Here is a 23588-nt window from a genome sequence, read left to right on the forward strand (position 1 = left end):
GAATCCCACCAGATAGCGGCGTTCCGCTTCGGTGAGGACGGGCGCCCGGGCCGGCGGACGGGCGGGGGACCGGCGTCCCGGCCGACGGGGACTGCACGCGAACCGGCGTGGACGCCTTGGTCAGGGACACCGCGCACACCTTCAGCTCGGGCTGGAAGGACAGCGGGTCCACGGCGTCGCTGGTGACGGCGTTCACGCTGAGGTACTCGCCGAACAGGTCGTTCCAGTGGAACGGCGCGAAGCAGGACCCGGGCAGCACCCGGTCGGTGACGACGGCGGGCAGCACGGCCCGCCCGCGCCGCGACGCGACCTCGACGGAGTCGCCGTCGGCGAGGCCGAGCGCGGCCGCGTCCTCGGGGTGCACCTCGACGAACGGGCCCGGGTCGAGCTTGTTCAGCTTGGCCACCCGGGCGGTCTTGGTCAGGGTGTGCCACTGGTGCTGGAGGCGTCCGGTGTTCAGCACGAACGGGTAGTCGTCGTCGGGCATCTCGGCCGGCGGGACGTGCGGCCGCGGGTGGAAGACGGCGCGGCCGGAGGGCGTGGGGAAGGTGGGCGTGCCGTCGCCGTCCACGTACCGGATCGGGTTGCGGTCGGGGCCGTCGGCGGTCGCGGCCGGCCACTGCACGGGCCCGGAGCGCAGCCGGTCGTAGGTGACCCCGCGCAGGTCGTAGCCGGTCGCCGGGTTGTGCGCCTGCTTGATCTCCTCGAAGATCTGCTCCGCGCTGTCGTAGGAGAAGCCTTGTTCGTATCCCATCGCGCGGGCGACGGCCGCGATGAGGCGCCAGTCGGCCGTGGCCTCGCCCGGCGCGTCGGCGGCGGGCCGGGCGAGGGTGAGGTTGCGCTCGCTGTTGACGAGGACGCCCTCGGTCTCGGTCCACAGGGCGGCGGGCAGGACGACGTCGGCGTAGGCGTTGGTCTCGGTGTCGGCGAAGACGTCCTGGGTGACGACGAACTCGGCGGCTTCCAGGCCCTCGATGACCGTCCTGCGGTTGGCGACGGAGGCGACCGGGTTGGTGCAGATGATCCAGCAGGCCTTGATCTCCCCGTCGGCCATCTTGCGGAACATCTCCACGGTGCCCTTGCCGACGCCGTCCGCCCTGATGCTGCCCGGTGCGATCCCCCACATCCGCTCGACGAAGGCGCGGTCGGCGTCCACGAGGACGGAGCGCTGGCCGGGCAGCCCGGGCCCCATGTACCCCATCTCCCGGCCGCCCATGGCGTTGGGCTGACCGGTCAGGGAGAAGGGCCCGCTGCCGGGGCGGCAGATCGCGCCGGTGGCGAGGTGGAGGTTGACGAGCGCGTTGGTGTTCCAGGTGCCGTGCGTGGACTGGTTGAGGCCCATGGTCCAGCAGCTGGTCCACTCCCCCGCCTCGCCGATCAGCCGGGCGGCCTCGCGCAGGTCGGCCTCGGGGATGCCGGTGAGCTCCGCGACGGCGGCGGGCGGGTAGTCGGCGAGGAAGTCCGGCATCGCCTCCCAGCCCTCGGTGTACGCGGCGACGAAGTCGGGGTCGGTGTGGCCGTTCTCGTGCAGCAGGTGCAGCAGGCCGTTGAGCAGCGCCAGGTCGGCGCCGGGCCGGATCTGGAGGAACAGGTCCGCCTTGGCGGCGGTGGCGGTGCGGCGCGGGTCGACGACGATCAGCTTCGCGCCGGCCTTCACCCGGTCCATCATGCGCAGGAAGAGGATGGGGTGGCAGTCGGCCATGTTGGAGCCGATGACGAGGAAGACGTCGGCCCGGTCGAGGTCCTCGTAGGAGCCGGGCGGGCCGTCGGCGCCCAGGGACAGCTTGTAGCCGGTTCCCGCGCTCGCCATGCACAGCCGGGAGTTCGACTCGATCTGGTTGGTGCGCAGGTAGCCCTTGGCGAGCTTGTTCGCCAGGTACTGCGCTTCCAGGCTCAGCTGCCCGGACACGTAGAGGGCGACCGCGTCGGGGCCGTGCTCGTCGACGATCCTCCGCAGCCGTCGGGCCGTCTCGGCGATCGCCGTCTCGACGGGGGCGGGCTCCGGCTCCTCGCCGCGGTCCCCTCGCACGAGGGCGGTGGCGAGACGGCCCGGCGCGGCGAGCATGTCGGCGGTGGTCGCGCCCTTGGTGCACAGCCGTCCGGAGTTCGCCGGATGGCGCTTGTCGCCGGAGGCCTTGAGCACGGTCCGGCGGCCGTCCGGTCCGCGGCCGATGTCGAGGACCATGCCGCAGCCGACACCGCAGTACGAGCAGACCGTGCGCACCTTCGTCTCGCTCGCGCAGTCGGTCCGCGGGTCCGGCGCGGCCACGGGCGCCCCTTTCTGTCTGACGATCAGCCTGGTGAGAGCCTCTGCAAGCCTCTGCGACGGTACGAACCGTGCATTACGCAGGTGTCTCCCCGACCGGCGGCCGGGGGTTAAGCCCGGCGCACAGCGCGCGCCGACGGGCTGTGAGCGTCGCCCTGTCCCGCGGCGGGGCGGCCCCGGGCGGGCGGGTGTCGGCGGACGGGGAGGGGCCGCCGCGCGCGGAGAGTCCTTTGCCCCCACCTGATGGCATGGTCGCGTCAAATCTGTCAGGCTTCCGGCAACCGTCGCGCACCGCCCTCCGGCACACCCACACCGCGAGGGACAGCAACCGAGCAGGCCGGACACCCGGCCGCCGCAAAGGAGCCATGTGTGAGACCCACGCCCCGCAAGGCCCTCGCCGCGAGCGCACTCACCCTCGCCGCGCTGGCCGCCGTGTCGCTCCCCGCCACCCCCGCGACAGCCGCGCCGGCCGCCGCACCGACCGCAGGGGTCGCGTCCGCCGCGCCCCCGGCCGCCGGTCCGGCCGCCGCCTGCACGCCCGCCCAGGTCGTCGCCAACGGAGGCTTCGAGAGCGGCGCCTCGCCGTGGACGCAGTCCTCGTCCGGCGTGATCACCAGCCGCGCCGGCCAGAGCGCCCACGGCGGCTCCGCCTTCGCCTGGCTGGACGGCGTCGGCGGCACCCACACCGACACGCTCTCCCAGAGCGTCACGATCCCCGCCGGATGCGCGGCCGCCACGCTCACCTTCTGGCTGCACATCGACACGGCCGAGACGACCTCGTCCACCGCCTACGACAGACTGACGGCCAAGATCGGCGCGACCACGCTGGCCACCTACTCGAACCTCGACAAGAACACCGGCTACGTGCGCAGGTCGTTCGACGTGTCGGCGTTCGCGGGCCAGACCGTCACCCTCGCCTTCACCGGGACCGAGGACTCCAGCCTCCAGTCGAGCTTCGTCCTCGACGACATCGCGCTCGACACCTCCGGCGACACCGTGCCGCCCGCCGACTCCACCCGCACCCCGGCCGCGCCGTCGTACACCGTCAGCCTCACCGGCAACACCGCCGGCACGGTCTGGACGGGCCACGAGAGCGCGACCTTCACCAACGCCTCCTCCAGCGCGCTCTCCGAGGTGTACCTGCGGCTGTGGGACAACTACCACGGCACCTGCTCCGCGATGCCGATCACGGTCGGCAACGTCACCGGGGGCGTCGCCGGAGCCCTCTCGGTCGGCTGCACGGCGTTGCAGATCACCCTCGCCGCGCCCCTCGCCCAGGGTCAGAGCGCCACGATCGGCTTCGACCTGGGCATCACCGTGCCCAGCGGCGCCGACCGGTTCGGCCACGACGGGGCGTTCAGCTTCATCGGCAACGCGCTGCCCGTGCTGGCGGTCAAGGACGGGGCGGGCTGGCACCTGGACCCCTACACGAACAACGGCGAGTCGTTCTACTCGCTGGCCGCCGACTTCCGGGTCACCCTCGACCACCCGACGAGCCTGCTGGTGCCCGCCACCGGAACCTCGGTCGACACCCCGGGCTCCAGCGGACGCACCGTGACCACGGCGACCGCCTCCAAGGTGCGCGACTTCGCCTGGGCGGCCGGCCCGTTCGCCAAGATCTCCGGTGTCTCCACGGCCGGGACGCCGATCAACGTCTACTCCGTCTCGGGCATCAGCTCGGCCAACGCCCAGTCGATGCTCACCACCGCCAAGTCCGCGGTGGACGCCCACGCCGCGCGCTTCGGCGCCTACCCGTACGGTGAGCTGGACGCCGTCATCGACAACAACTTCTGGTTCGGCGGCATGGAGTACCCCGGGTTCGTCCTGGACCTCGTCAGCACGACGGCGCTGACCCACGAGATCGCTCACCAGTGGTGGTACGGGATCGTCGGCGACGACGAGTACAACAGCCCCTGGCTGGACGAGTCCTTCACGGACTACGCCACCGACCTGGCGCAGGGCAAGACGGGCAGCGGGTGCTGGAGCGGCGTCTCGTGGGCCTCGTCCGCCGAGAAGATCACGAACTCGATGGCCTACTGGGACGCGCACTCCTCCCGGTACTCGACCGTCGTCTACGGGTACGGCAAGTGCGCGCTGCACGACCTGCGGCGGCTCCTCGGCGACACGGCGATGGCCAAGCTGCTGAAGGACTACGCCACTTCGCACTGGTACGGCGTGTCGACCACGGCCGAGTTCAAGGCCGCCGCCCAGGCCGCCACGACCACGGACCTGACGTCGTTCTGGACCACCCACCGGATCGAGGGCTGATCCACGGCCGTCAGCCGACCTGCCGGGCGAACGCCTCGTAGGCCCGCTCGTCGAAGAGGACGAACCTGACCTCCTCGACGTCCGTCCGCGCGGCCCGGACCGTCTCCACGGCGATCCGGGCCGCGTCGTCCATGGGCCAGCGGTAGACACCGGTGGAGACCGCCGGGAAGGCGACGGTCCGGGCGCCCTGCTCGTCCGCGACCCGCAGCGACTCGCGGTAGCACGAGGCCAGCAGGTCCGACCGGTCCTCGGTGGCGCTGTACACGGGACCCACGGTGTGGATCACCCAGCGCGCGTCGAGCTCGCCCGCGGTCGTGGCCACCGCCCGGCCCGTGGCGAGCCCCTTGCCGTAGGACGAGGCGCGCAGACGACGGCAGTCGGCGAGGATCTCGGAGCCGCCCCGGCGGTGGATGGCGCCGTCGACGCCCCCGCCGCCGAGCAGTGAGGAGTTGGCCGCGTTGACGATGGCGTCGACGGACTGACGGGTGATGTCCCCCTGGACGAGGGTGATCGTGGTCATGACCGTGTGTATATCAAGGCCGCCCCCCGTTCAGACCTGCTGCCGCAGCCTGCGCCACACGGCCTTCGCCGCGTTGTGTCCCGACATGCCGTGCACGCCCGGCCCCGGCGGCGTGGCCGAGGAGCAGAGGAAGACGGCCGGGTGCGGGGTGGCGTAGGGGAACGCGGTCAGCCGGGGGCGCAGCAGGGCCTGGAGCCCGGAGACGGCTCCGGTGGCGATGTCCCCGCCGACGTAGTTGGCGTTGCGGGCGGCGAGTTCTGCGGGACCGGCCGTGGCACGGGCGAGGACGCGGTCGCGGAACCCCGGTGCGAAGCGCTCCAGTTGGCGTTCCATGACGTCGGTGAGGTCGCCGGTCCAGCCGTTGGGCACATGGGCGTACGCCCAGAAGACGTGCTTGCCGGCCGGTGCGCGGGTGGGGTCGACCACGCTGGGCTGCACCGTGATCATGAAGGGCCGCTCGGGCGCCCGGCCCTCGCGCGAGGCGGCGCGCAGGGCGGCGCCGATCTCCGCGCTGTCCGCGCCGATCTGCACGGTGCCCGCGCCGCGGGCCTCCTTCGCCGTCCACGGGACCGGACCGTCCAGCGCGTAGTCGATCTTGAAGACGCCGGGTCCGTACGTGTACTTCTCGTAGTGGTTGCCGAAGCCCGCGATGCGGGCGAGCGCGGTGGGCGAGGTGTCGAAGACGTAGGCGCGGGCCGGAGGCAGGTCGTCCAGGCGCTTGACCTCGTAGTCGGTGTGGATGCCGCCGCCGAGGTCCTCGAGGTAGGCCGCGAGCGCGTCCGAGAGGGACTGCGAGCCGCCGCGGGCCACCGGCCAGCCGCGGGCGTGCGCGGCGAGGGCGAAGACCAGGCCGACGGCTCCGGTGGCGAGGCCGGTCAACGGGGCCATGACATGGGCGACGAGACCGGCGAAGAGGGTCTTGGCCGGCTCGTCGGTGAAGCGCCGCACGAGCCAGCTGGACGGGGGCAGGCCTGCCAGGCCGAAGCGGGCCAGGGTGACCGGGTCGCGCGGGAGCGCGGTCAGCGGCAGCGACATGAAGTCGCGGACGAGGGTGTCCCACCTGGGCAGGAACGGCTCGACCAGGCGGCGGTAGGCGCCGGCGTCGCGCGGGCCGAAGGAGGCGGCCGTCTCGGCGACCGACCTCGACAGCACCGCGGCGCTGCCGTCGAGGAACGGGTGGGCCATGGGCAGCTCGGCGTGCAGCCATTGCAGCCCGTAGCGGTCCAGCGGCATGGCGCGAAAGGCGGGCGAGTTGATGCCCAGGGGGTGCGCGGCGGAGCACGGGTCGTGCCGGAACCCGGGCAGGGTGAGCTCCTCGGTGCGGGCTCCCCCGCCCACGGCGTCCCGCGCCTCGAACAGCGCCACGGAGAAGCCGCGTCTGGCCAGCTCCACCGCCGCGGTCAGCCCGTTGGGCCCCGCTCCCACCACGACCGCATCGAGCATCGACGGCACTTCGACCCCTTCGTCAGCCGGTGGCCCCCGTAGACCGGTGGCCCCCGCGGTCAGGATATGCCGGGGGTACGACGACGCCTGCGGCGCGGGGGACGAACGGGCCACGGCCACCCGTCACCCGTCACCCGCCGGCCGCCGGCCGCCGGCCGGAGAACGATCCGGCACGCGGCCGTCGAGACGGCGCGCGAGTCGGTCGGCGCGGCACGTGACGCCGCCGCGGCCCGAGGGCGCTGACCGCGGCGGTACGAGCCCGCACCCGACCGGGTGCCTCGCCCGCGGTCCGGGGGCGCGTGGTCGGCGGGTCCGTTCAGGAGGCCTCTCGGAGGGAGCCGACGCCCGAGAGCAGTCCCGCCACGTGTCGGGCCGTCGCCGCGTCCCGGGCCGCGGTGAACGGCAGGGAGTTGCCGCCGGTGATGCGGAACGGCTCGCCGCTGAGGGTGAGATGGGCTCCGCCCGCCTCCTCCACCAGGAGCAGTCCGGCCGCGTGGTCCCACGCCGCCTCCCAGCTGAACGCCGTGGCGTCCACCTCGCCCCGGGCGACGGCGAGGTACTCCAGGCCGGCCGACCCGCAGGGCCGCGGAGCGACGCCGTCCGTCCACAGCGGCAGCAGGGCGCGCTTTTGCTCGTCGGTCGTGTACAGGGGGTGCGAGGTGGCCACCGTCAGGGCGCGGCCGGGCTCGGGCGGGCCGGCGAACAGCCGCTCGCCGTCGAGGAAGGCGCCGCCGCCGCGTACCGCCGTGGCCAGTTGGCCGCGGGCCGGGGCGTAGGTCCAGGAGGCGAGCAGGACTCCGTGCCGGACGAGCGCGACCAGGGTGCAGAAGCCGTCGTCGCCGTGCACGAACTGGCGTGTCCCGTCGACGGGGTCGACGATCCAGACCGGCGTGTCGCCCTGTATCGCCTCGTACGTGGCCGGGTCGGCGTGCACGGCTTCCTCGCCGACGACGACCGATCCGGGCAGCAGGGCGCCGAGGGCCGAGGTGAGGAACAGCTCGGCGTTGCGGTCGGCGTCGGTCACCAGGTCGTGCGGGCCGGCCTTCTGGTCGATCTCGTGCTCCGCGAGCTGCCGGAAGCGGGGCATGATCTCGGCCGCGGCGGCCTCGCGGACCGCCTCTTCCACGTCGGCGGAGTGACGGGCGAGAAACTCGTCGATGGTTTCCTTGTCTTCGATCATGCCTCCATGAGAGCACGCCCCACTGACAATCCCCGCCCGCCCGGTGCATCCCGGGTGGAATCGGGATGAAGAACCGGGGGCGGCGGTCCGCGTGGTCAGCGGCCGACGGCGTACCCCTGCATCCCGCGCGGGTTGGCGGCCGCCGACAGGACGCCGGTCTCCGGATCGCGGGCGACCGCGCACAGCCGGCCCTCGGACCACGGGTCGCCGACGGTGACGTCATGGCCGCGCCGCCGCAGCTCCCGGACCACCTCCGCGGGCATGCGGGACTCCACCGTGACGCTGCCCGGCCGCATCCCGCGCGGGTAGAACGAGCCGGGGAAGCCGTCGTTGTGCCAGTTCGGGGCGTCGATCGCGCCCTGGAGGTCCAGGCCGCCGCGGACGGGCGCGCGAAGGGTGACGGCCAGCAGGAAGTGCAGCTGCCACTGGTCCTGCTGGTCGCCGCCGGGTGTGCCGAAGGCCAGCACCGGCACGCCGTCGCGCAGCGCGATCGAGGGGGTGAGGGTGGTGCGCGGGCGGCGGCCGGGGGTCAGCGAGTTCGGCAGCCCGTCCTCCAGCCAGGTCATCTGCAACCGGGTGCCGAGCGGGAAGCCGAGCTCGGGCACGACCGGGTTGGACTGCAACCAGCCGCCGCTGGGCGTGGCGGCCACCATGTTGCCCCAGCGGTCGACGACGTCCAGATGGCAGGTGTCCCCGCGGGTCTCTCCCCCGGCGCTCACCGGCGGCTCGCCCGGAACGGCGGACGTCGGGTTCCTGGCGACCGTCGGCTCGCCGACGCCCATGGGGCTGAAGCCGGGTTCGTCGACGGCCACCACGTGGGCGTGCCCGCTCAACCGGGGGGCGCGCCCGCCGGGGCTGCCGGGCCGCAGCTCGTAGGACGCCCTGTCGCCGATGAGCCGCCGTCGCCGCGCGTTGTAGGCGGGGTCGAGCAGTTCGGCCAGCGGGACGTCGGCCGCGTCGCCGTACCAGGCCTCGCGGTCGGCCATGGCGAGCTTGCAGCCCTCGATCAGGAGGTGGACGTAGTCGGCGGAGCCGTAGGCGGGCAACTCGGGCGGCAGCAGCGCGAGTTGCTGGAGCAGGGCCGGTCCCTGGCTCCAGGGGCCCGCCTTGCAGACGGTCCAGCCGTTCCAGTCGTGGGCCGCCGGCTTCTCGTACGTCGCGGACCAGGCGGCGAGGTCGGCGGCCGTCAGGACGCCGGTGTGCCGTTCGCCGCTGGTGTCGAGGGTGGGCCGGGCGGTCTGCCGGACGAGCGCCTCGGCGACGAACCCGGTCCGCCACACCTCACGGGCGGCGTCGATCCGCGCCTCGCGGCCGCCGGCGCCCGCGGTCTCGGCGAGCAGCCGCTTCCAGGTCGCGGCGAGGGCGGGGTTGCGCAGCAGCTCCCCGGGCCTCGGCGGCCTCCCGTCCGGCAGGTAGACCGCCGCCGACGAGGTCCACTCCGTCTCGAAGAGCCGCCGCACGGTCTCGACGGTCGCGCCGACGTTGTCCACGGGCGCGTGCCCGTGTTCGGCGTAGCCGACGGCGTACTTCAGCACGTCGTCGAGGGATTTGGTGCCGTGGTCGCGCAGCAGGAGCATCCAGGCGTCGAACGCGCCGGGCACCGCGGCGGCGAGGGGTCCCGTTCCGGGCACGAGGTCGAGACCCAGTCCCCGGTAGTGCGCGACGGTCGCGCCGGCCGGGGCCACGCCCTGGCCGCACAGCACCCGGACCTCGCCGCCGGCGGGCGCGAGGAGGATGGGCGCCTCGCCCGCGGGCCCGTTGAGGTGCGGTTCGACGACGTGCAGGACGAAGGCCGCCGCCACGGCCGCGTCGAAGGCGTTGCCGTCGTTCTCCAGCACGGCCATCGCCGACTGCGCGGCCAGCCAGTGGGTGGCGGAGGCCATGCCGAACGTTCCCTGGAGCGTGGGCCGGGTGGTGAACCGCATCCCTCACCGTCTCCCCGTGATGCGTCGCCGGAAATGCGTCACAGTATGCACGAGCGTGGGAACAGCGGTTCGGGACGCCGGGCGTCGTCCGGTCGCGGGCGGCCACACCCGCACACGGGCGCCGCCGCCCCGGTCGGCCCCGTCGCCGTGCGGTCCGGCGCCGGGGTCCCGCAGGGGTCGGCGATATGCGCGGAACGGAACGCAAAGGGATAATCGAGGTGGATGTGTCCCGGGGCGCCGTGGCGCCCCCCAATCCCCCGGCCGACACGGGCCGACACGAACAGGCCGACACGAACAGGCAGGTCGAACCATGTCGAAGAAACCAGGGTCGTCCGAGCCCTCGCACGGCGGGGGCCCGAGCCGTCACGAGGGCGCCGGGCAGCACGGCTGGTCGCCCGACGTGGACGAGACCCGTCAGCAGGACAACCCGAGCGCCCGACGCTCCTTCCACGCGGCCGAGCACGCCGGCGACAGGGGTCCCGGCCGGACCAGGTCCGCCGAGGAGACGAAGTCCGTCCCGGGCGGCACGGTCGAGAGCCGCAACGCCCGCGGGGAGGAGTACGGCGACGCCGACGAGAAGGGCCGGCGCGACACCGGGCGCAGGGGACGCGCCCAGCGCCCCAGCGGCGCCAGGGACGCCTCCGCCACGACCGGCGTCGACCCACAGGACCCGCCGGCCGGGCGGGACGGGCGCTGAGCGCCGCCCTCAGCAGATCCGCGGCAGCTGCTCCCCGATCGGCAGATCGACCACCCGCGTCCCGCCCAGGCCGGTGGCGGCCACGACCATGCCGGGGTGCGCCTCCACGGCCTCGCCGATGATCGCGGACTGCGCGCCCAGCGGATGCGCGCGCATCGCCTCCAGGACGGCGTCGGCGTGCTCGCGCGGGACGAAGGCCACCAGCTTGCCCTCGTTGGCGATGTACATGGGGTCCAGGCCGAGGATGGCGCAGGCGTTGGCCACCGCGGGCGGCACCGGCACGTCGCGCTCGCGGACGACCACCCCGGCGCCCGAGGCGGCCGCGATCTCGTTGAGCGAGGCGGCCAGGCCGCCCCGGGTGGGATCGCGCAGCACGTGCAGATCCGGGGTGACGCCGAGCATCGCGTCGACCAGGCCGCCGAGCGCCGCGCAGTCGCTCTGGACCTCCACCCCGAACTCCAGGCCCTCGCGCACGCTCATGACCGCCACGCCGTGCGCGCCGATGGCGCCGCTGACGATCACGACGTCGCCCGGGACGACCCGCTGCGGGCGCAGGTCGACGCCCGCGGGGACGAGGCCGACGCCCGCGGTGTTGACGTAGATCCCGTCGCCGTGCCCGGCCTCGACCACCTTGGTGTCGCCGGTGGCCACCTCGACCCCGGCGGTGCGGGCGGCCGCGCCCAGCGCCTCGGCCACCCGCCGGACCACGTCCAGCTCGACGCCCTCCTCCAGGATGAACCCGCAGGAGAGGTAGGCGGCACGGGCTCCGCTCATGGCGAGGTCGTTGACGGTGCCGTTGACCGCCAGGTCACCGATGCTGCCGCCGGGGAAGAACAGCGGCCGCACCACGTAGGAGTCGGTGGAGAACGCCAGCCGGGCGCCCCCGAGGGAGAGGACGGCGGCGTCGCCGAGCTGCGCCAGGGCCTCGCCGCCGTAGGCGGGGGCGAAGATCTGCTGGACCAGCTCGGCGGAGAGGACTCCCCCGCCGCCGTGGCCCATGACGACGCGGGGCCGGTCACGGACCGGCGCCGGGCACGTCCAGGCTTCCAGGTCGAGGACGGGGGCCGGTGCCGGGGCGGGGAGACCGGTGGTGTCCGTGGTGTCAGACAACGGGGCTCGCCTCCCGGGCCGCGGCGGTCGGCATGTCCAGCCGGCGGTAGAGGTAGTACGCGGCGCAGGCGCCCTCGCTGGAGACCATGGTGGCCCCCAGCGGGGTGCGGGGGGTGCACAGGGTGCCGAAGGCCTCGCACTCGTGCGGCTTGAGCAGCCCTTGCAGGACCTCCCCGCTGCGGCACGCGGCGGGCTCCTGCGTCCGGATCCCCTCGACCGAGAAGCGGTGTTCGGCGTCGTGGTCGCGGTACTTCGGCGACAGCCGCCAGCCGCTGTCCGGGATCACGCCGATGCCGCGCCAGGCCCGGTCGGTGACCTCGAAGACGTCCTCCAGCATGGCCCGGGCCGCCGGGTTGCCCTCCGGGCGGACGGCGCGGGCGTAGGCGTTGTCGACGGTGTGCTCGCCGCTCTCCAGCTGACGAACGGCCCGGCGCACGCCTTCGAGGATGTCGAGCGGCTCGAAGCCGGTGACGACGATCGGGACGCGGAACCGTTCGGCCAGTTCCGGGTACTCCTGCACGCCCATCACGCTGCACACGTGCCCGGCCGCGAGGAAGGCCTGCACCCGGCAGCTCGGCGACGACATGATCGCCTCGATGGCCGGCGGCACCCGGACGTGGGACACCAGCATGCTGAAGTTGCGGATGCCCAGCTTGCGGGCCTGGTGGACCGTCATGGCGTTGGGAGGCGCCGTCGTCTCGAAGCCGATGCCGAAGAACACGACCTCGCGGTCGGGGTGCAGGCGCGCGATGCGCAGCGCGTCGAGCGGCGAGTAGACGACGCGCACGTCGCCCCCCTCACCGCGGACCTGGAACAGGTCCCGCCCGGTGCCCGGCACGCGCAGCATGTCGCCGAAGGAGCAGAAGATCACCCCCGGGCGGGAGGCGATCTCCAGCGCCTTGTCGATGACCTCCAGCGGGGTCACGCACACCGGGCAGCCCGGCCCGTGGATCAGTTCGACCTCGTCCGGCAGGAGTTGGTCGATGCCGTGGCGGATGATGCTGTGCGTCTGGCCCCCGCACACCTCCATCAGCGCCCACGGCCTGGTCACCGTGGCGTGGATGTCGTCGAGGAGCCGGCGCGCCAGCTCCGGGTCCTGGAACTCGTCGATGTACTTCACTTCCGCGCCTCCCGCACCGCGTCCTCGTCGGCCCCGACTGCCGCCGCCGCTTCCCAGGGATCGCCGAACTCCTCCTGGAGCATGCCGAGTTCGGCGAAGAGTTCGAGCGTCTGCCGCGCCGACTCCTCATCCAGCCGTTGCAGGGCGAAGCCGACGTGGACGATCGCGTACTCGCCGACCCGGAGGTCGGGCAGGTACTCCAGGCACACCTCCTTGACCACGCCGCCGAAGTCGACGGTGGCCATCCGGGTACCGTCCCGCTCCTCGATGTCCAGCACTCTGCCGGGTACCGCCAGGCACATGGGCCTCTCCTCGCCGTCGGTCGCGCGTTGCCAGGTCGGGTGGTGCAGTCGGGTGGCCGGCCGGGTGCTCAGCCGGGCGGCGGCCCGGTGGACGCCGCCCGGGCGGCCACCATCAGCTGGCCCAGCGCCAGTCCGCCGTCGTTGGGCGGCACCAGACGGTGCCGCAGGACGGTGAAGCCGTCCTCGCGCAAGGCGGCGGCGCAGGCCGAGGAGAGCAGCGTGTTGGCGAACACGCCGCCGGTCAGGGCGACCGTGTCCGGCCCGTGCCGCTCCCGGGCCAGGGCGCACAGGCGATGAACCAGGGCGGCGACGCCGCGATGGAAGCGCGCCGCGACGACGGCCGGGCCGAGGCCCGCGCGCAGGTCGTCGACGATCGCCGCGAGCACCGGCGCCGGATCGGCCCGGACGGGGCCGCCCGCACCGTCGCGCGCCGCGTGCAGGGCGAAGGCGTACGCGGTGGAGTCCTCGGAGGGCGCGCGCAGAGCGGCGCCCTCCAGCTCGACGGCGGCCTGCGCCTCGTAGCCGGCGCGGTGGCACACCCCGGCGAGAGAGGACACCGCGTCGAAGAGCCGGCCCATGCTGGAGGTCGGCGCACAGTGCAGGCCGCACTCCAACTGCCGCTCCAGCACGCGCAGTTCCTCGGGCGGGCAGGCGGCCGTACAGGCGAGGTCCGCGGACCGGGGGATGCCGGCCGCCCTCAGGTGGGCCAGCGCCATGCGGTAGGGGCGGCGCACCGCGGCGTCGCCACCGGGCAGCGGGACGTACGCGAGGTGCCCGATCCGGGTGAAGCCGTCGTAGTCCGCGAGCAGGAACTCCCCGCCCCACACGGCCCCGTCGTCGCCGTGGCCCGTGCCGTCGAAGGCGACGCCGATCACCGGCCGGGCGCCGTCCAGGCCGTGCTCGGCCATCGCCGAGGCGACGTGCGCGTGGTGGTGCTGCACGCGCACGACGGGACGGCGCGCGGCGTTCCGCTCGGCCCACCGGACGGAGCGGTAGCCCGGATGCCGGTCGGACGCCAGGACCTCGGGCCGTACCCCGGTGAGGGACTCCAGTTGCCCCACGGCCCGTTCGAAGGCCTGCTGCGTGCCGACGTCGTCCATGTCGCCGATGTGCGCCGACAGCCAGGCCCGGCGGCCGTCCGCCAGGGCGAAGGCGTTCTTCAGGTCCCCCCCGACGGCCAGGACCGGCCGCACGGGCAGCGGCAGCGTGAGCGGCAGCGGGGCGTGACCGCGGGAGCGGCGGATCACCAGCGGCTGCCCGTCGCAGACGCGGACCACGGAGTCGTCGCACGGGACGTGGATGGGCCGGTCGTGGGTGAGCCAGGCGTCGGCCAGGTGCGCGAGCCGCTCCAGGGCCTCGGCGTCGTCGGTGACGATCGGTTCGCCGGACACGTTGCCGCTGGTCATGACGAGGAGGCGGGGGCCGTCCGGGTCGCCGGGCAGGCCGAGCAGCAGCTGGTGCAGGGGGGTGTACGGCAGCAGGACGCCCAGGTCGGGGCTGCCGGGCGCGACGGCCTCGGCGGGCCGCGGGCCCGCGGCCGCGCCCGGCGCCCGCGGCCGCCGCCTCATGAGGACGACCGGCCTGACCCGGTCCTCGAGCAGGCTCCGCTCCTCGGGGCCCATCCGCACCAGGGGGCGGACGTCGTCGGCGCTCGCGGCCATGACGGCGAACGGCTTGTCCCCGCGCGCCTTGCGGCGCCGCAGGAGGGCGACCGCCGCCTGGTTCGTGGCGTCGCAGGCCAGGTGGTAGCCGCCCAGGCCCTTGACGGCGAGGATCGCGCCGCGGGCCAGCAGGGCGCGCGCCTCGGTGACCGGGTTCCCGTCGAGGGCGCTCGGCGGCTCCGGCCGGCGGGCGACGAGCAGGCGCAGCCGGGGCCCGCAGGAGGGGCAGGCGACCGGCTGCGCGTGGAAGCGGCGGTCGGCGGGGTCGGCGTACTCACGGGCGCAGTCGGGGCACATCGCGAACCCGGCCATGGTGGTGTGGGCCCGGTCGTAGGGCACGCCGGTGACGATCGTGAAGCGCGGGCCGCAGTGGGTGCAGTTGACGAACGGGTGGCGGTGGCGCCGGTCGTCGGGGTCGGCCAGCTCGGCGAGACAGTCCGCGCAGGTGGCGGTGTCCGGGGAGACCAGGGTGCGGGCGGGTCCGTCGGTCCGGGAGGTGAGGATGGCGAAACCGGAGCCGCCGACGGAGGGCACCTCGCGGTGGTCGACGGAGTCGACGCGGGCCAGCGGCGGCGCCTGGGCGCAGATCCGCTCGCAGAACCGGTCCACGGCTGAGGCGGCGCCCTCGACCTCCACGACCACGCCCTCCGGGGTGTTGGTGACGTGCCCGGACAGCGCGAGTTCGGTGGCGAGGCCGTACAGGTAGGGCCGGAAACCCACGCCCTGCACCACTCCCCGGACGGTGACGAGGCGCCGTCGCGGGGCGTCCTCGGCGGCCGGGGCCGGAGCCTGCGGAGCGCTCACGGGTGGGTGTGGGCCATCGTGGCGGCGGCCTCCGGGTGCGCGTGCGGGTGACCGGCGCGGGTGTGCGTGCCGGCCATGACGGGCGCGTGGACGGGCGCGCCGTCCGCGGCCGCCAGCGCCCGGTCGAGCAGCGCGCCGACCCCCTGCGCCCGGCGCGCCGAGGTCAGGATCACCTCGACTCCCGGGTTCACCTGCTCCACGTTGGCGCGGAAGGCGTCCTCGTCGAACTCGACGGCCTGGGCGATGTCGGTCTTGGTGATCACGACGAGGTGGGCGAGCCCGAAGGCGGTGGGGTACTTGAGCGGCTTGTCCTCGCCCTCCGTCACGGAGGCGAGCGCGACCCGAAGCGTCTCCCCGAGGTCGTAGGAGGCCGGGCAGACCAGGTTGCCGACGTTCTCCACGAACAGCAGCCGGGTGCCGTCGGGCAGCCACCCGTCCAGGTGCCCGGCGAGCATCCCCGCCTCCAGATGGCACAGCCCGTCGGTGAGCACCTGTTTGACCGGGACGCCCGAACGGGCCAGGCGCGCCGCGTCGTTCTCGGTGGCGAGGTCGGCGCTGAGCGCCGCGACGGGAACGGACCGCTCCCGCGCCCGCAGCAGTTCGCGTTCCAGCAGCGCGGTCTTGCCGCTGCCCGGACTGGACAGCAGGTTGACGACCGCGGTGCCGCGGTCCGCGAGCCGGGCGCGCAGTTCGTCGGCGCTCGCGTCGTTCTTCGCGAGCACGGCCTGGCGCAGGTCGACGACACGGCACATGGTTCAGCGCTCCTCGGACAGCGGTTCGCGGGTGGTCGCGCACGCGGGGCCGCCGTCCACCCAGTGCACGTCGGCGATCTGCAGCTCCCGGCCCGCGAGGAGCTCGGTGTCCGTCCCCCCGCAGACCGGGCAGGTCAGCCGGGGCGGCATGCCGACGGCCCATTCGTGGGCGTGGGGCGAGCAGCGGGCCCGCCCCGGCACGGCCTCGGTGACGAGTTCGGCGCCTTCCAGCAGGGTTCCGGCGCAGACCAGTTCGAAGCAGAAGGCGAGCGCGTCGGGGACGACGCCGGCCAGTTCGCCCACCAGGAGCCGGACCGACCGCACCGCCGTGACGTCACCGGCCCGCTCGGCGGCTTCTGCCACCTGGTCGACGACGGCCAGCGCGACGGACATCTCGTGCATGGGTCTCCGTCCTCGCGCGGGCTGCCTCCGGTCGGCCTTCATTAGAGGCGTGCGCCGCCGGGTCGCACGGCCCGGCGCGCCGTCGCCGACCGGCGGGTACGCCGTTCGACGCAACGGGACGGCGCCGCGGCGGGCGCCGTTCACATCCGTCGGATCCGCAGATAGCGCCGCACGTCGGGAAGCACCTCGACGCCGAGGGCCACCAGGGCCGCCAGGGCCGCACCGCCGATGACGAACTTCTTCATCCCGTCTCTCCTCGTGTCGAGATCCCGCCGGCCGTGGCCCGCGGCGCGGACTCTCCCGGCCCGCCGTCGTGCAGCAGCTCTTCGATCAGCCGGACGGCCTCCGGCACGGCGTCGGACACCGGCGCGCTGAGGCCGACGCCCTCGTCCACCGAGGCCGGTTCGCATCCGACGACCAGGACGCGTCGCGGTGGTTCGCCGCCCGTCCCGGCGCACAGGGTGCCCAGCAGGGCGAGGACGGCGTCGGGGGTCATCCGGTGGCCGTCCAGCGCGGGCGCGGGCGGCGCGGGGCTCGCGCCGCCGAGGTCGTGTTCGATCACGTACAGCGTGCCGGGGGCTTCGCCGCGCGCCGTGGCGTCCACCAGGACGAGGGTGTCGTAGCCGTCCAGGAGCTGGTAGGCGAGGTGCACTCCGCGCACGCCGACGTCCACGACCTCGACGTGCGCGGGCAGTCGGCGTCCGGCCAGTCGGCGGGCGGTCTCCACGCCGAAGCCGTCGTCGCAGAGGAAGACGTTGCCGATGCCCGCCACGAGCGTCCGGGGGCGGGCCGGTGGGGAGGGGTTCATGCGCCGTCCTCCAGCGGGGTGACCTCGTCGGGCTGGAAGTACAGGAAGCGTCCCTGCTCGCGGCGGATGTCGGCGCCCGGGTCGCCCTCGACCGTGACCGCCAGGTGCACGGCGCCGTCGACGTCGTGCAGCACCGCCTCGACCGTCGCGGTGCGGCCGTGCAGGAAGATGTCCTGCGCGTCGGTGCGGCGCCGGCCCGGGCGCAGCTGGACGCGGCTGCCCTTGCCCACCCGTCGGCCGTCCACCGCGACGTGGTCGCGCGCCGGGTCGAAGCCCGCCTCGCTCGCGGGGTCCCACCAGGGGGTGTCGGGGCGCCGCACCCCGTGCTCGTCGGGGAAGCCGTCGTCCGGGGCGGCGGGGCCCGGGCCGGTCGCCTCGCGCAGCCCGCGCACCGCTCCGTGCAGGCGTTCCAGCACCTCGGGGGGCATCGAGTCCGCCAGCTCGATCACGGCGGCCGCCCGCTCGTCGGTGCCCCTGGCCTCGCGTTTCTCCTCGTCGGTGAGGGCCGCGGTGCGCAGGGCGAGGATCTCGTCGATCTCGGTGGCGTCGTAGAGCGCGCCGGGGCTCTCCGGCGCGATGGCCGGATGGTCCTCCAGGATGATCGGCGAGGACAGCACGAGGTCGGCGCTGCCCCGCTCGCCGGCGAGCACGGGCCAGGTGTGCAGGTTGCGGCAGGCGGCGACCGCGCCCCTGGCCCACTCGGGGGGGTCGGTCATCGACAGGAAGGATCCGGCGCTGAGGGCCATGAGCGTGTGGGTCGCCACCAGCGAGTGCGGCAGCGCCGCGTCCCGGCCGGCCTCACCGCCGTCGGGCGGCGTCCAGGCGCTGGTGTTCTCGACGACGGCGGTCAGCCGCACGGCCCGGTAGGGGCCGTCGAGTTCGCGGGCGGACAGCCGGACGGTGCCGCAGGCCTCCTCCCACCGCCGCAGCAGGCGGCCCACCGTGCGGCCGGCCGCGTCCAGGACGGGTCGGGCGTCCTCCCCGGCGGGCCGCCGGAAGGGTACGGCGACGCCGTCGCCGAAGAGGTCGTCCACCGGGGCGACCACCTCGACGCGCTCCTCGGCCCCCTCGTCCCAGGGCATCAGCACCCGGTCGTCGAGGCGGAGTTCGCCGACCGTGTCGAAGCCGCCGTCCGGGCGGGCCCGCTGCACGGTGCGCCGCCGGGCGCGCAGGAAGCGCACCTCGACGGAGAGGGTCGCGCCGGCCGCCGGCTCCATCAGGCACTCGGTGTGCTGGAAGTCGTGCTCCTCGCACTCGGCGCCCCAGCCGGGCGGCACCAGCACCCCGAACTGCCAGCGCAGCCGGTTCTTCGCCGCCGAGGCCCGGTAGGGGTAGAGCACATAGCCCTCGAACAGGACGGCGTCGGCGACCTGCCGGGCGAGGGCGAATCGCGCCTGCGTCGCGGAGGCGAACGCGGTGACGGTCACGGGTCCGTCCTTCCGGTGGTGCCGGTGAGCGCGCGCAGCGGGTCGCTGCGGGGCGCCTCCGAGGCGCGGCCGTCGTCCAGGAGGGCCTGCAAGGTGGCCTCCCAGGAGGGCAGGGCGCGCCGGGAGCGGTAGGCGAGCAGGGCGTCCATGGTGTCGCTCGGCAGCCGGATCCAGCCGCAGCCGGGGAAGTGCTGCTCGACCATCTCCCGCCAGGTCGCCACCGGCATCCGGAAGGCGGCCTCCCGGTCCCACGGCACCGGTTCGACCCGGAAGCCGCCGGCTCCGGTGAACGCCGTGCCGGAGAACAGCATCAGCAGCGGGACCTCGCCGCCCGCGAGGGCGGTGAGGTAGCGGGTGGCCGCGATGTCCATGTCGTAGGTGCACGGCACCACCAGGTCGGTCTCGGTCTCGCCGGTGAAACCGGGGACCATCAGGGCGACTTGGGCGAACTGCACCGGTTGCAGGGTGCTGCCCCAGCGGGAGCGCTCGCCGAAGAGGTCCGCCAGTCCGTCCGCCTCGGCCGCGTCGTAGCCGCGGCGGGCGGGCTCGACGCGCAGCTGGCAGCGCAGCGCGAGCGCGTGCACGGGGGTGTCGCCGGACGCGGTGATGCGCAGCCGGAAGACGAGGGTCGGCCCGGCGGCGTAGCGGTCGGCGCGCACGCCCGTGCAGGCGAAAGAGAACTCGGTCACGGGCGCGCCTCCTCGTCGACGGGCCTGACACGTCGGGCGACGTCCGCGAAGAACGCGTCGAGCGCGGCGCGCGCCTCGGCCCCGCCGTCGAAGCCCTGCCACAACAGGCGCATGCGGCCGACGAGTTCGTAGCAGACGTCAACGGGTACGAGGTGGCACTCGAAGCGGCCGTCGGTGCGGCGCAGCAGCAGTGCCTCCACGTCGGGTTCGAGGAGTGCGGCGAGGGGGCTGCTTCCGAGGACGGCCGTCCAGGTGGCCGGTTCGAGTTCGCTCTCGGTGGCTCCGGCCGGGCTCGGGTAGAGGGCGACGAGCCGGTCGAGCGCCGCGTTGCGGAACAGGAAGGCGACGCCGACGGGGATCTGCAGGGCGTCCCAGGTGCTCTCGTCGAGGCGGTGACCGGGGTCGGTGAGGTAGCGGGCCGGGACCGTGCGGAAGCGGCCCGCGGCCGCGCCCGGCTGTTCCATCAGCAGGGCGCAGGCGGCGCAGGCGCAGACCAGGGCGCGCTTCTCGGTGTCGACCAGGTGGCGGTGGTCGGCCTCGGACACGGTCGCCGCGCACAGTTCGCACCGCTCGGGCCGGGGCGTGCGCTCGGTGCGGAACCGGCGCAGGCCTGCGGGGCGCGCGTGCCGGGCGGGCGCCGGGGAGGCGCTCACCTGGTGCCCGTCGGCGCCGGGCCGGTGCCGATCTGGAGGAGGGCGGGCCCGGCGGGCGCGGTCTGCACCTCGACGTCCGTGACCTCGGGTGCGAAGCAGGCGAGGGCCGCCCGCGCGGCTTCCCGGGCGCCCGCGCCGGAGCCGCAGCCGCAGCCGCCGGCCTCCCGGGCCCGCAGGGTCAGCGCGCCGCTCTCCTCGTCGAACTCCACGACGTCCAGGGCGTGTTCGCGGACGCTGTCCAGGGCCCGGGCGATGCGCGTGTCGCGGTCCTCGGGGTGCAGGTCGTGCAGGACGAGCAGGCTCGCGACGAGTTCGTCGCCGAGCAGGCGGGCCGACGGGTCGCCCGGAGCGTCGGCCAGCAGGTGCAGGGTGCGGGCCAGGCCGGCGCCGTAGAAGTCCATGAGGGAGCGGACCAGTTCCTCGGCGGCCGCGGCGGCGGCCGGGTCGCTCCCGGCCAGCCGGTCCAGCACCTCCTCGACCCGGCGTCCGGTCCGTTCGGCGTCGACGGGTCGCGCCGCCGTCGGCGCGCTCATCCGCCCAGTCCGCTCAGGCCGGTGGGGACATGCATCGACTTCACCGTCTTGCCGCCGCCGACGTACATGTGGACGCCGCAGGGCAGACAGGGGTCGAAGCTGCGGACGGCGCGCATGATGTCGATGCCCTTGAAGTTCTCCGGGGTGTTCTCCTCGAAGATCGGGGTGTTCTGCACCGCGTCCTCGTACGGGCCCGGGGTGCCGTAGGAGTCGCGGACGCTGGCGTTCCAGGGGGTGGGCGGGTACGGGTGGTAGTTGGCGATCTTGCCGTCCCGGATCACCATGTGGTGGGAGAGGACTCCGCGGACCGCCTCGGTGAAGCCGACGCCGACGCCCTCCTGCGGCACCTCGAACTTCTCCCAGGTCTGGGTGCGTCCGGCGCGGACCTCCGCCAGTCCCTTCTCGGCGCAGTGCAGGGCGACGGCGGCGGCGTACGCCTGGAAGTAGGTGCGCGCGCGGTTGCGTTCCAGGGCGTTGGACCACTTCGGGATCCGCCACTCGAAGGTGGTCTCCGGTTTGGTCATGGTGCGCGGCAGGTTGATGACCACGCTGTGCCCGGTGGCCTTGACGTAGCCGATGTCGACGAGCCCGGACAGGGCGGTGGACCACAGGCGGGCGATGGGGCCGCCGCCGGTGTCGAGGGCGAGGTGGTCCTTGCCGTCGAACCAGCGCGGGGACATGACCCAGCTGTACTTGTCGTCGAAGTCGCGCTTCTGCGGGGCGGGGATGGTGTGCTGGTTCCACGGGTGGCGCGGGTCCACCGGGTTGCCGAGCGGGTCGTGGGTGACGAACTGCTCCGCCCCCTGCCAGTCCTCGTAGTAGGAACTGCCCAGCAGGATGCGGATGCCGAGGTTGATCTCGGTGAGGTCGTTGGTGACCAGCTTGCCGTCCACGACGACACCGGGGGTGACGAACATCTTCCGTCCCCAGTCGGTCATGTTGGCGTAGGTGAAGTCGCAGTGCTCGGGGTCGTTGAGCGCGCCCCAGCAGCCGAGCAGGACACGGCGGCGGCCCACTTCCTCGTAGCCGGGCAGCGCCTCGTAGAAGAAGTCGAACAGGTCGTCGTGCAGGGGCACGACGCGCTTCATGAACTCGACGTAGCGCATCAGCCGGCTGAGGTAGTCCGTGAAGAGCTGCACGGAGGCGATGGTGCCGACGCCGCCCGGGTAGAGCGTGGAGGGGTGCACATGGCGGCCCTCCATCAGGCAGAACATCTCCCGGGTGTAGCGGCTGACCTGGAGGGCCTCGCGGTAGAACTCCCCTTCGAGGGGGTTCAGCGAGCGCATGATGTCGGCGATCGTGCGGTAGCCGTGCTCGGCCGCGTGCGGGGCCTCGGTGCGCTCGGCGAGTTCGAGGACGCCGGGGTTGGTCTCCTTGACCATCTTCTCGCAGTAGTCGACCCCGACCAGGTTCTCCTGGAAGATGTTGTGGTCGAACATGTACTCCGCGGACTCGCCGAGGTTGATGATCCACTCGGCCAGGTGCGGCGGCTTCACGCCGTACGCCATGTTCTGCGCGTACACCGAGCAGGTGGCGTGGTTGTCGCCGCAGATCCCGCAGATGCGGCTGGTGATGAAGTGGGCGTCGCGCGGGTCCTTGCCGCGCATGAAGACGCTGTAGCCGCGGAAGACCGACGAGGTGCTGTAGCACTCCGCGACCCGCTTCTGCTTGAAGTCGATCTTCGTGTGGATGCCGAGGGAGCCCACGATCCGGGTGATCGGGTCCCAGGCCATCTCCACCAGGCCGCTGCCGTCGCCGGCCGCCTTCGTCGTTGCCATCGTGTGCCGTGCCCTTCGTTGCGCGGGGGTGCTCGGTCGTGGGGGGGGTGCGCTGAGCAGAAACGGGTCGGTCGCAGGTCGTGCGCGGGTCAGTCGCGGCGGGGTGTCACCAGGGCGGCCGGTAGCCGGTGGTGATCTTCTGCCCGGTACGGCGCCACCTGGGCTCCTGGTCCACCGTCCTCGCCGTGATCGAGCGCAGTCTGCGGACCACGGCTCCGTAGGCGCCGCTGGCCGTGCTGGAGACCTTGGCGCCGGGCGGCTCGTCCATGAACGGCATGAACTTGTCGGGGAAGCCGGGCATGGTGCACGCGATGCAGATGCCGCCGACGTTCGGGCAGCCGCCGATGCCGTTCATCCACCCGCGCTTGGGCACGTTGCACTTGACGACCGGTCCCCAGCAGCCCAGCTTGACCAGGCACTTCGGGGAGTCGTACGACAGGGCGAACTCGCCCTGCTCGTAGTAGCCGGCACGGTCGCAGCCCTCGTGGACGGTGGCCCCGAACAGCCAGGTGGGCCGCAGCTTGTCGTCCAGCGGGATCATCGGCGCGGCGCCGGTGGCCTGGTAGAGCAGATACGTGAGCGTCTCGGAGAAGTTGTCGGGCTGGATGGGGCAGCCGGGGACGCACACGATGGGGATGCCGGCGTGGGACTTCCAGTCCCAGCCCAGGTAGTCGGGCACGCCCATCGCGCCGGTCGGGTTGCCCGCCATGGCGTGGATGCCGCCGTAGGTGGCGCAGGTGCCGATGGCGACGACCGCCAGGGCCTTCGGGGCCAGCCGGTCGATCCACTCGCTGGTGGTGATGGGCTGGCCGGTCTCCGGGTTGTCGCCGAACCCGCACCAGTAGCCCTCCGGCTTGATCGCCTCGTTGGGGATCGACCCCTCGACGACCAGCACGAACGGGTCGATCTCGCCCCGCTCCCCCTTGAAGAACCACTCGATGAACGTGTCCGAGCCGCCGACGGGACCGCATTCGAAGTCGATGAGCGGCCAGTGGACGGCGATCTTCGGCAGCCCCGGCAGCACGCCGAGCACGATCTCCTCGATGCTCGGCTGCATGGCCGCGGTCAGCGCGACGGAGTCGCCGTCGCAGCTCAGACCCGCGTTGATCCAGAGGATGTGGATCGTGGGCGTCTCGTCGGCGGGCGCAGCGCCGTCCGTCTTCGCCGTCGCCTCAGTCATGGGACCGCCTCCTGGGGAGGTGAGGGATGAGAGCCTGCGTTCAGGCCGTCGTTTCTTCGTAACAGGCGCG

General features: G+C 73.8%; 21 protein-coding genes. 2 read left to right on the forward strand and 19 right to left on the reverse strand.

Annotated elements, in window-relative coordinates; translation table 11 throughout:
- Positions 1 to 2185: molybdopterin oxidoreductase family protein (locus tag KMS84_RS13010; RefSeq protein ID WP_438818927.1), on the reverse strand; the 2185-nt coding region annotated here is incomplete at its 3' end.
- A gap of 450 nt (positions 2186 to 2635) precedes the next feature.
- On the opposite strand from KMS84_RS13010, the gene KMS84_RS13015 reads away from it, so the two are divergent.
- Positions 2636 to 4534 carry a M1 family aminopeptidase gene (locus tag KMS84_RS13015; protein ID WP_256916341.1) on the forward strand — a complete coding sequence of 633 codons (1899 nt, stop codon included), beginning with the start codon at positions 2636 to 2638 and terminating at the stop codon, positions 4532 to 4534.
- Positions 4535 to 4544: 10 nt separating this feature from the next.
- Here KMS84_RS13015 and KMS84_RS13020 read toward each other — a convergent pair whose 3' ends face one another.
- The 4 genes from KMS84_RS13020 to KMS84_RS13035 form a co-directional block, all read right to left on the reverse strand.
- A complete protein-coding gene (locus KMS84_RS13020; protein WP_256916342.1) occupies positions 4545 to 5054 on the reverse strand; it encodes an O-acetyl-ADP-ribose deacetylase in 510 nt (169 codons plus the stop codon).
- Positions 5055 to 5084: 30 nt separating this feature from the next.
- The gene (locus tag KMS84_RS13025) at positions 5085 to 6497 is read right to left on the reverse strand and encodes a phytoene desaturase family protein (protein WP_256916343.1); all 1413 of its coding nucleotides are present in this window, start codon (positions 6495 to 6497) and stop codon (positions 5085 to 5087) included.
- Positions 6498 to 6813: 316 nt separating this feature from the next.
- A complete protein-coding gene (locus KMS84_RS13030) occupies positions 6814 to 7677 on the reverse strand; it encodes an inositol monophosphatase family protein (protein WP_256916344.1) in 864 nt (287 codons plus the stop codon).
- A 95-nt stretch (positions 7678 to 7772) separates the two neighbouring features.
- Positions 7773 to 9602, reverse strand: a complete 1830-nt coding sequence (locus tag KMS84_RS13035; RefSeq protein ID WP_256916345.1) for a gamma-glutamyltransferase family protein — start codon at positions 9600 to 9602, stop codon at positions 7773 to 7775.
- A gap of 310 nt (positions 9603 to 9912) precedes the next feature.
- Between KMS84_RS13035 and KMS84_RS13040 the strand changes: the two genes are divergently transcribed.
- Positions 9913 to 10299: a hypothetical protein gene (locus KMS84_RS13040; RefSeq protein ID WP_256916346.1), complete on the forward strand. Its 387-nt coding sequence runs from the start codon at positions 9913 to 9915 to the stop codon at positions 10297 to 10299.
- A 9-nt stretch (positions 10300 to 10308) separates the two neighbouring features.
- Here the strand turns inward: KMS84_RS13040 and hypE are convergent, their stop codons facing one another.
- The 14 genes from hypE to KMS84_RS13105 form a co-directional block, all read right to left on the reverse strand.
- Positions 10309 to 11409, reverse strand: a complete 1101-nt coding sequence (gene hypE, locus KMS84_RS13045; RefSeq protein ID WP_285893477.1) for a hydrogenase expression/formation protein HypE — start codon at positions 11407 to 11409, stop codon at positions 10309 to 10311.
- Positions 11402 to 12529 (reverse strand): hydrogenase formation protein HypD, encoded by a 1128-nt coding sequence (hypD, locus tag KMS84_RS13050; RefSeq protein ID WP_256916347.1) that lies wholly within the window; start codon positions 12527 to 12529, stop codon positions 11402 to 11404. The genes hypE and hypD overlap by 8 nt, the downstream gene beginning before the upstream one ends.
- Positions 12526 to 12831: a HypC/HybG/HupF family hydrogenase formation chaperone gene (locus KMS84_RS13055; RefSeq protein WP_256916348.1), complete on the reverse strand. Its 306-nt coding sequence runs from the start codon at positions 12829 to 12831 to the stop codon at positions 12526 to 12528. Before KMS84_RS13055 ends, hypD begins: the two co-directional genes overlap by 4 nt.
- A 68-nt stretch (positions 12832 to 12899) precedes the next feature.
- Positions 12900 to 15296, reverse strand: a complete 2397-nt coding sequence (hypF, locus tag KMS84_RS13060; protein WP_256916349.1) for a carbamoyltransferase HypF — start codon at positions 15294 to 15296, stop codon at positions 12900 to 12902.
- Positions 15293 to 16048, reverse strand: a complete 756-nt coding sequence (gene hypB, locus KMS84_RS13065) for a hydrogenase nickel incorporation protein HypB (RefSeq protein WP_256916350.1) — start codon at positions 16046 to 16048, stop codon at positions 15293 to 15295. The genes hypF and hypB overlap by 4 nt, the downstream gene beginning before the upstream one ends.
- 3 nt (positions 16049 to 16051) lie before the next feature.
- Positions 16052 to 16450, reverse strand: coding sequence for a hydrogenase maturation nickel metallochaperone HypA/HybF (locus tag KMS84_RS13070; RefSeq protein WP_256916351.1), 399 nt, complete (start codon positions 16448 to 16450; stop codon positions 16052 to 16054).
- Positions 16451 to 16590: 140 nt separating this feature from the next.
- Positions 16591 to 16695, reverse strand: coding sequence for a DUF6893 family small protein (locus KMS84_RS43450; RefSeq protein ID WP_370745891.1), 105 nt, complete (start codon positions 16693 to 16695; stop codon positions 16591 to 16593).
- On the reverse strand, positions 16692 to 17258 hold the full coding sequence (locus KMS84_RS13075) for a hydrogenase maturation protease (RefSeq protein WP_256916352.1): 567 nt from the start codon (positions 17256 to 17258) through the stop codon (positions 16692 to 16694). The genes KMS84_RS43450 and KMS84_RS13075 overlap by 4 nt, the downstream gene beginning before the upstream one ends.
- Complete coding sequence (locus KMS84_RS13080) at positions 17255 to 18685, reverse strand: hypothetical protein (protein WP_256916353.1); 1431 nt, start codon at positions 18683 to 18685, stop codon at positions 17255 to 17257. Before KMS84_RS13080 ends, KMS84_RS13075 begins: the two co-directional genes overlap by 4 nt.
- Entirely contained in the window at positions 18682 to 19374 is a 693-nt protein-coding gene (locus KMS84_RS13085) for a DUF6084 family protein (protein WP_256916354.1), read from the reverse strand. Before KMS84_RS13085 ends, KMS84_RS13080 begins: the two co-directional genes overlap by 4 nt.
- A complete protein-coding gene (locus tag KMS84_RS13090; protein WP_256916355.1) occupies positions 19371 to 20027 on the reverse strand; it encodes a DUF5947 family protein in 657 nt (218 codons plus the stop codon). Before KMS84_RS13090 ends, KMS84_RS13085 begins: the two co-directional genes overlap by 4 nt.
- Positions 20024 to 20560 carry a NifU-related iron-sulfur-binding protein gene (locus KMS84_RS13095; RefSeq protein WP_256916356.1) on the reverse strand — a complete coding sequence of 179 codons (537 nt, stop codon included), beginning with the start codon at positions 20558 to 20560 and terminating at the stop codon, positions 20024 to 20026. The genes KMS84_RS13090 and KMS84_RS13095 overlap by 4 nt, the downstream gene beginning before the upstream one ends.
- Positions 20557 to 22338, reverse strand: a complete 1782-nt coding sequence (locus KMS84_RS13100; protein WP_256916357.1) for a nickel-dependent hydrogenase large subunit — start codon at positions 22336 to 22338, stop codon at positions 20557 to 20559. Before KMS84_RS13100 ends, KMS84_RS13095 begins: the two co-directional genes overlap by 4 nt.
- Positions 22339 to 22444: 106 nt before the next feature.
- On the reverse strand, positions 22445 to 23518 hold the full coding sequence (locus tag KMS84_RS13105) for an NADH-quinone oxidoreductase subunit B family protein (protein ID WP_256916358.1): 1074 nt from the start codon (positions 23516 to 23518) through the stop codon (positions 22445 to 22447).
- Between the last annotated feature and the right edge of the window lie 70 nt (positions 23519 to 23588).

Origin of the sequence: Streptomyces hilarionis (assembly GCF_024539675.1) — a bacterium.
GTDB lineage: Bacteria > Actinomycetota > Actinomycetes > Streptomycetales > Streptomycetaceae > Streptomyces > Streptomyces hilarionis.

Bases quoted from the DNA above. Each gene is read 5' to 3' on its own strand.
- KMS84_RS13040 (WP_256916346.1), top strand. From the start codon at position 9,913: ATGTCGAAGAAACCAGGGTCGTCCGAGCCCTCGCACGGCGGGGGCCCG.
- KMS84_RS13105 (WP_256916358.1), bottom strand. From the start codon at position 23,518: ATGACTGAGGCGACGGCGAAGACGGACGGCGCTGCGCCCGCCGACGAG.
- KMS84_RS43450 (WP_370745891.1), bottom strand. From the start codon at position 16,695: ATGAAGAAGTTCGTCATCGGCGGTGCGGCCCTGGCGGCCCTGGTGGCC.
- KMS84_RS13070 (WP_256916351.1), bottom strand. From the start codon at position 16,450: ATGCACGAGATGTCCGTCGCGCTGGCCGTCGTCGACCAGGTGGCAGAA.
- KMS84_RS13095 (WP_256916356.1), bottom strand. From the start codon at position 20,560: ATGAGCGCGCCGACGGCGGCGCGACCCGTCGACGCCGAACGGACCGGA.
- KMS84_RS13100 (WP_256916357.1), bottom strand. From the start codon at position 22,338: ATGGCAACGACGAAGGCGGCCGGCGACGGCAGCGGCCTGGTGGAGATG.
- KMS84_RS13055 (WP_256916348.1), bottom strand. From the start codon at position 12,831: ATGTGCCTGGCGGTACCCGGCAGAGTGCTGGACATCGAGGAGCGGGAC.
- KMS84_RS13020 (WP_256916342.1), bottom strand. From the start codon at position 5,054: ATGACCACGATCACCCTCGTCCAGGGGGACATCACCCGTCAGTCCGTC.
- KMS84_RS13030 (WP_256916344.1), bottom strand. From the start codon at position 7,677: ATGATCGAAGACAAGGAAACCATCGACGAGTTTCTCGCCCGTCACTCC.
- hypB (WP_256916350.1), bottom strand. From the start codon at position 16,048: ATGTGCCGTGTCGTCGACCTGCGCCAGGCCGTGCTCGCGAAGAACGAC.
- KMS84_RS13025 (WP_256916343.1), bottom strand. From the start codon at position 6,497: ATGCTCGATGCGGTCGTGGTGGGAGCGGGGCCCAACGGGCTGACCGCG.
- KMS84_RS13035 (WP_256916345.1), bottom strand. From the start codon at position 9,602: ATGCGGTTCACCACCCGGCCCACGCTCCAGGGAACGTTCGGCATGGCC.
- KMS84_RS13075 (WP_256916352.1), bottom strand. From the start codon at position 17,258: ATGAACCCCTCCCCACCGGCCCGCCCCCGGACGCTCGTGGCGGGCATC.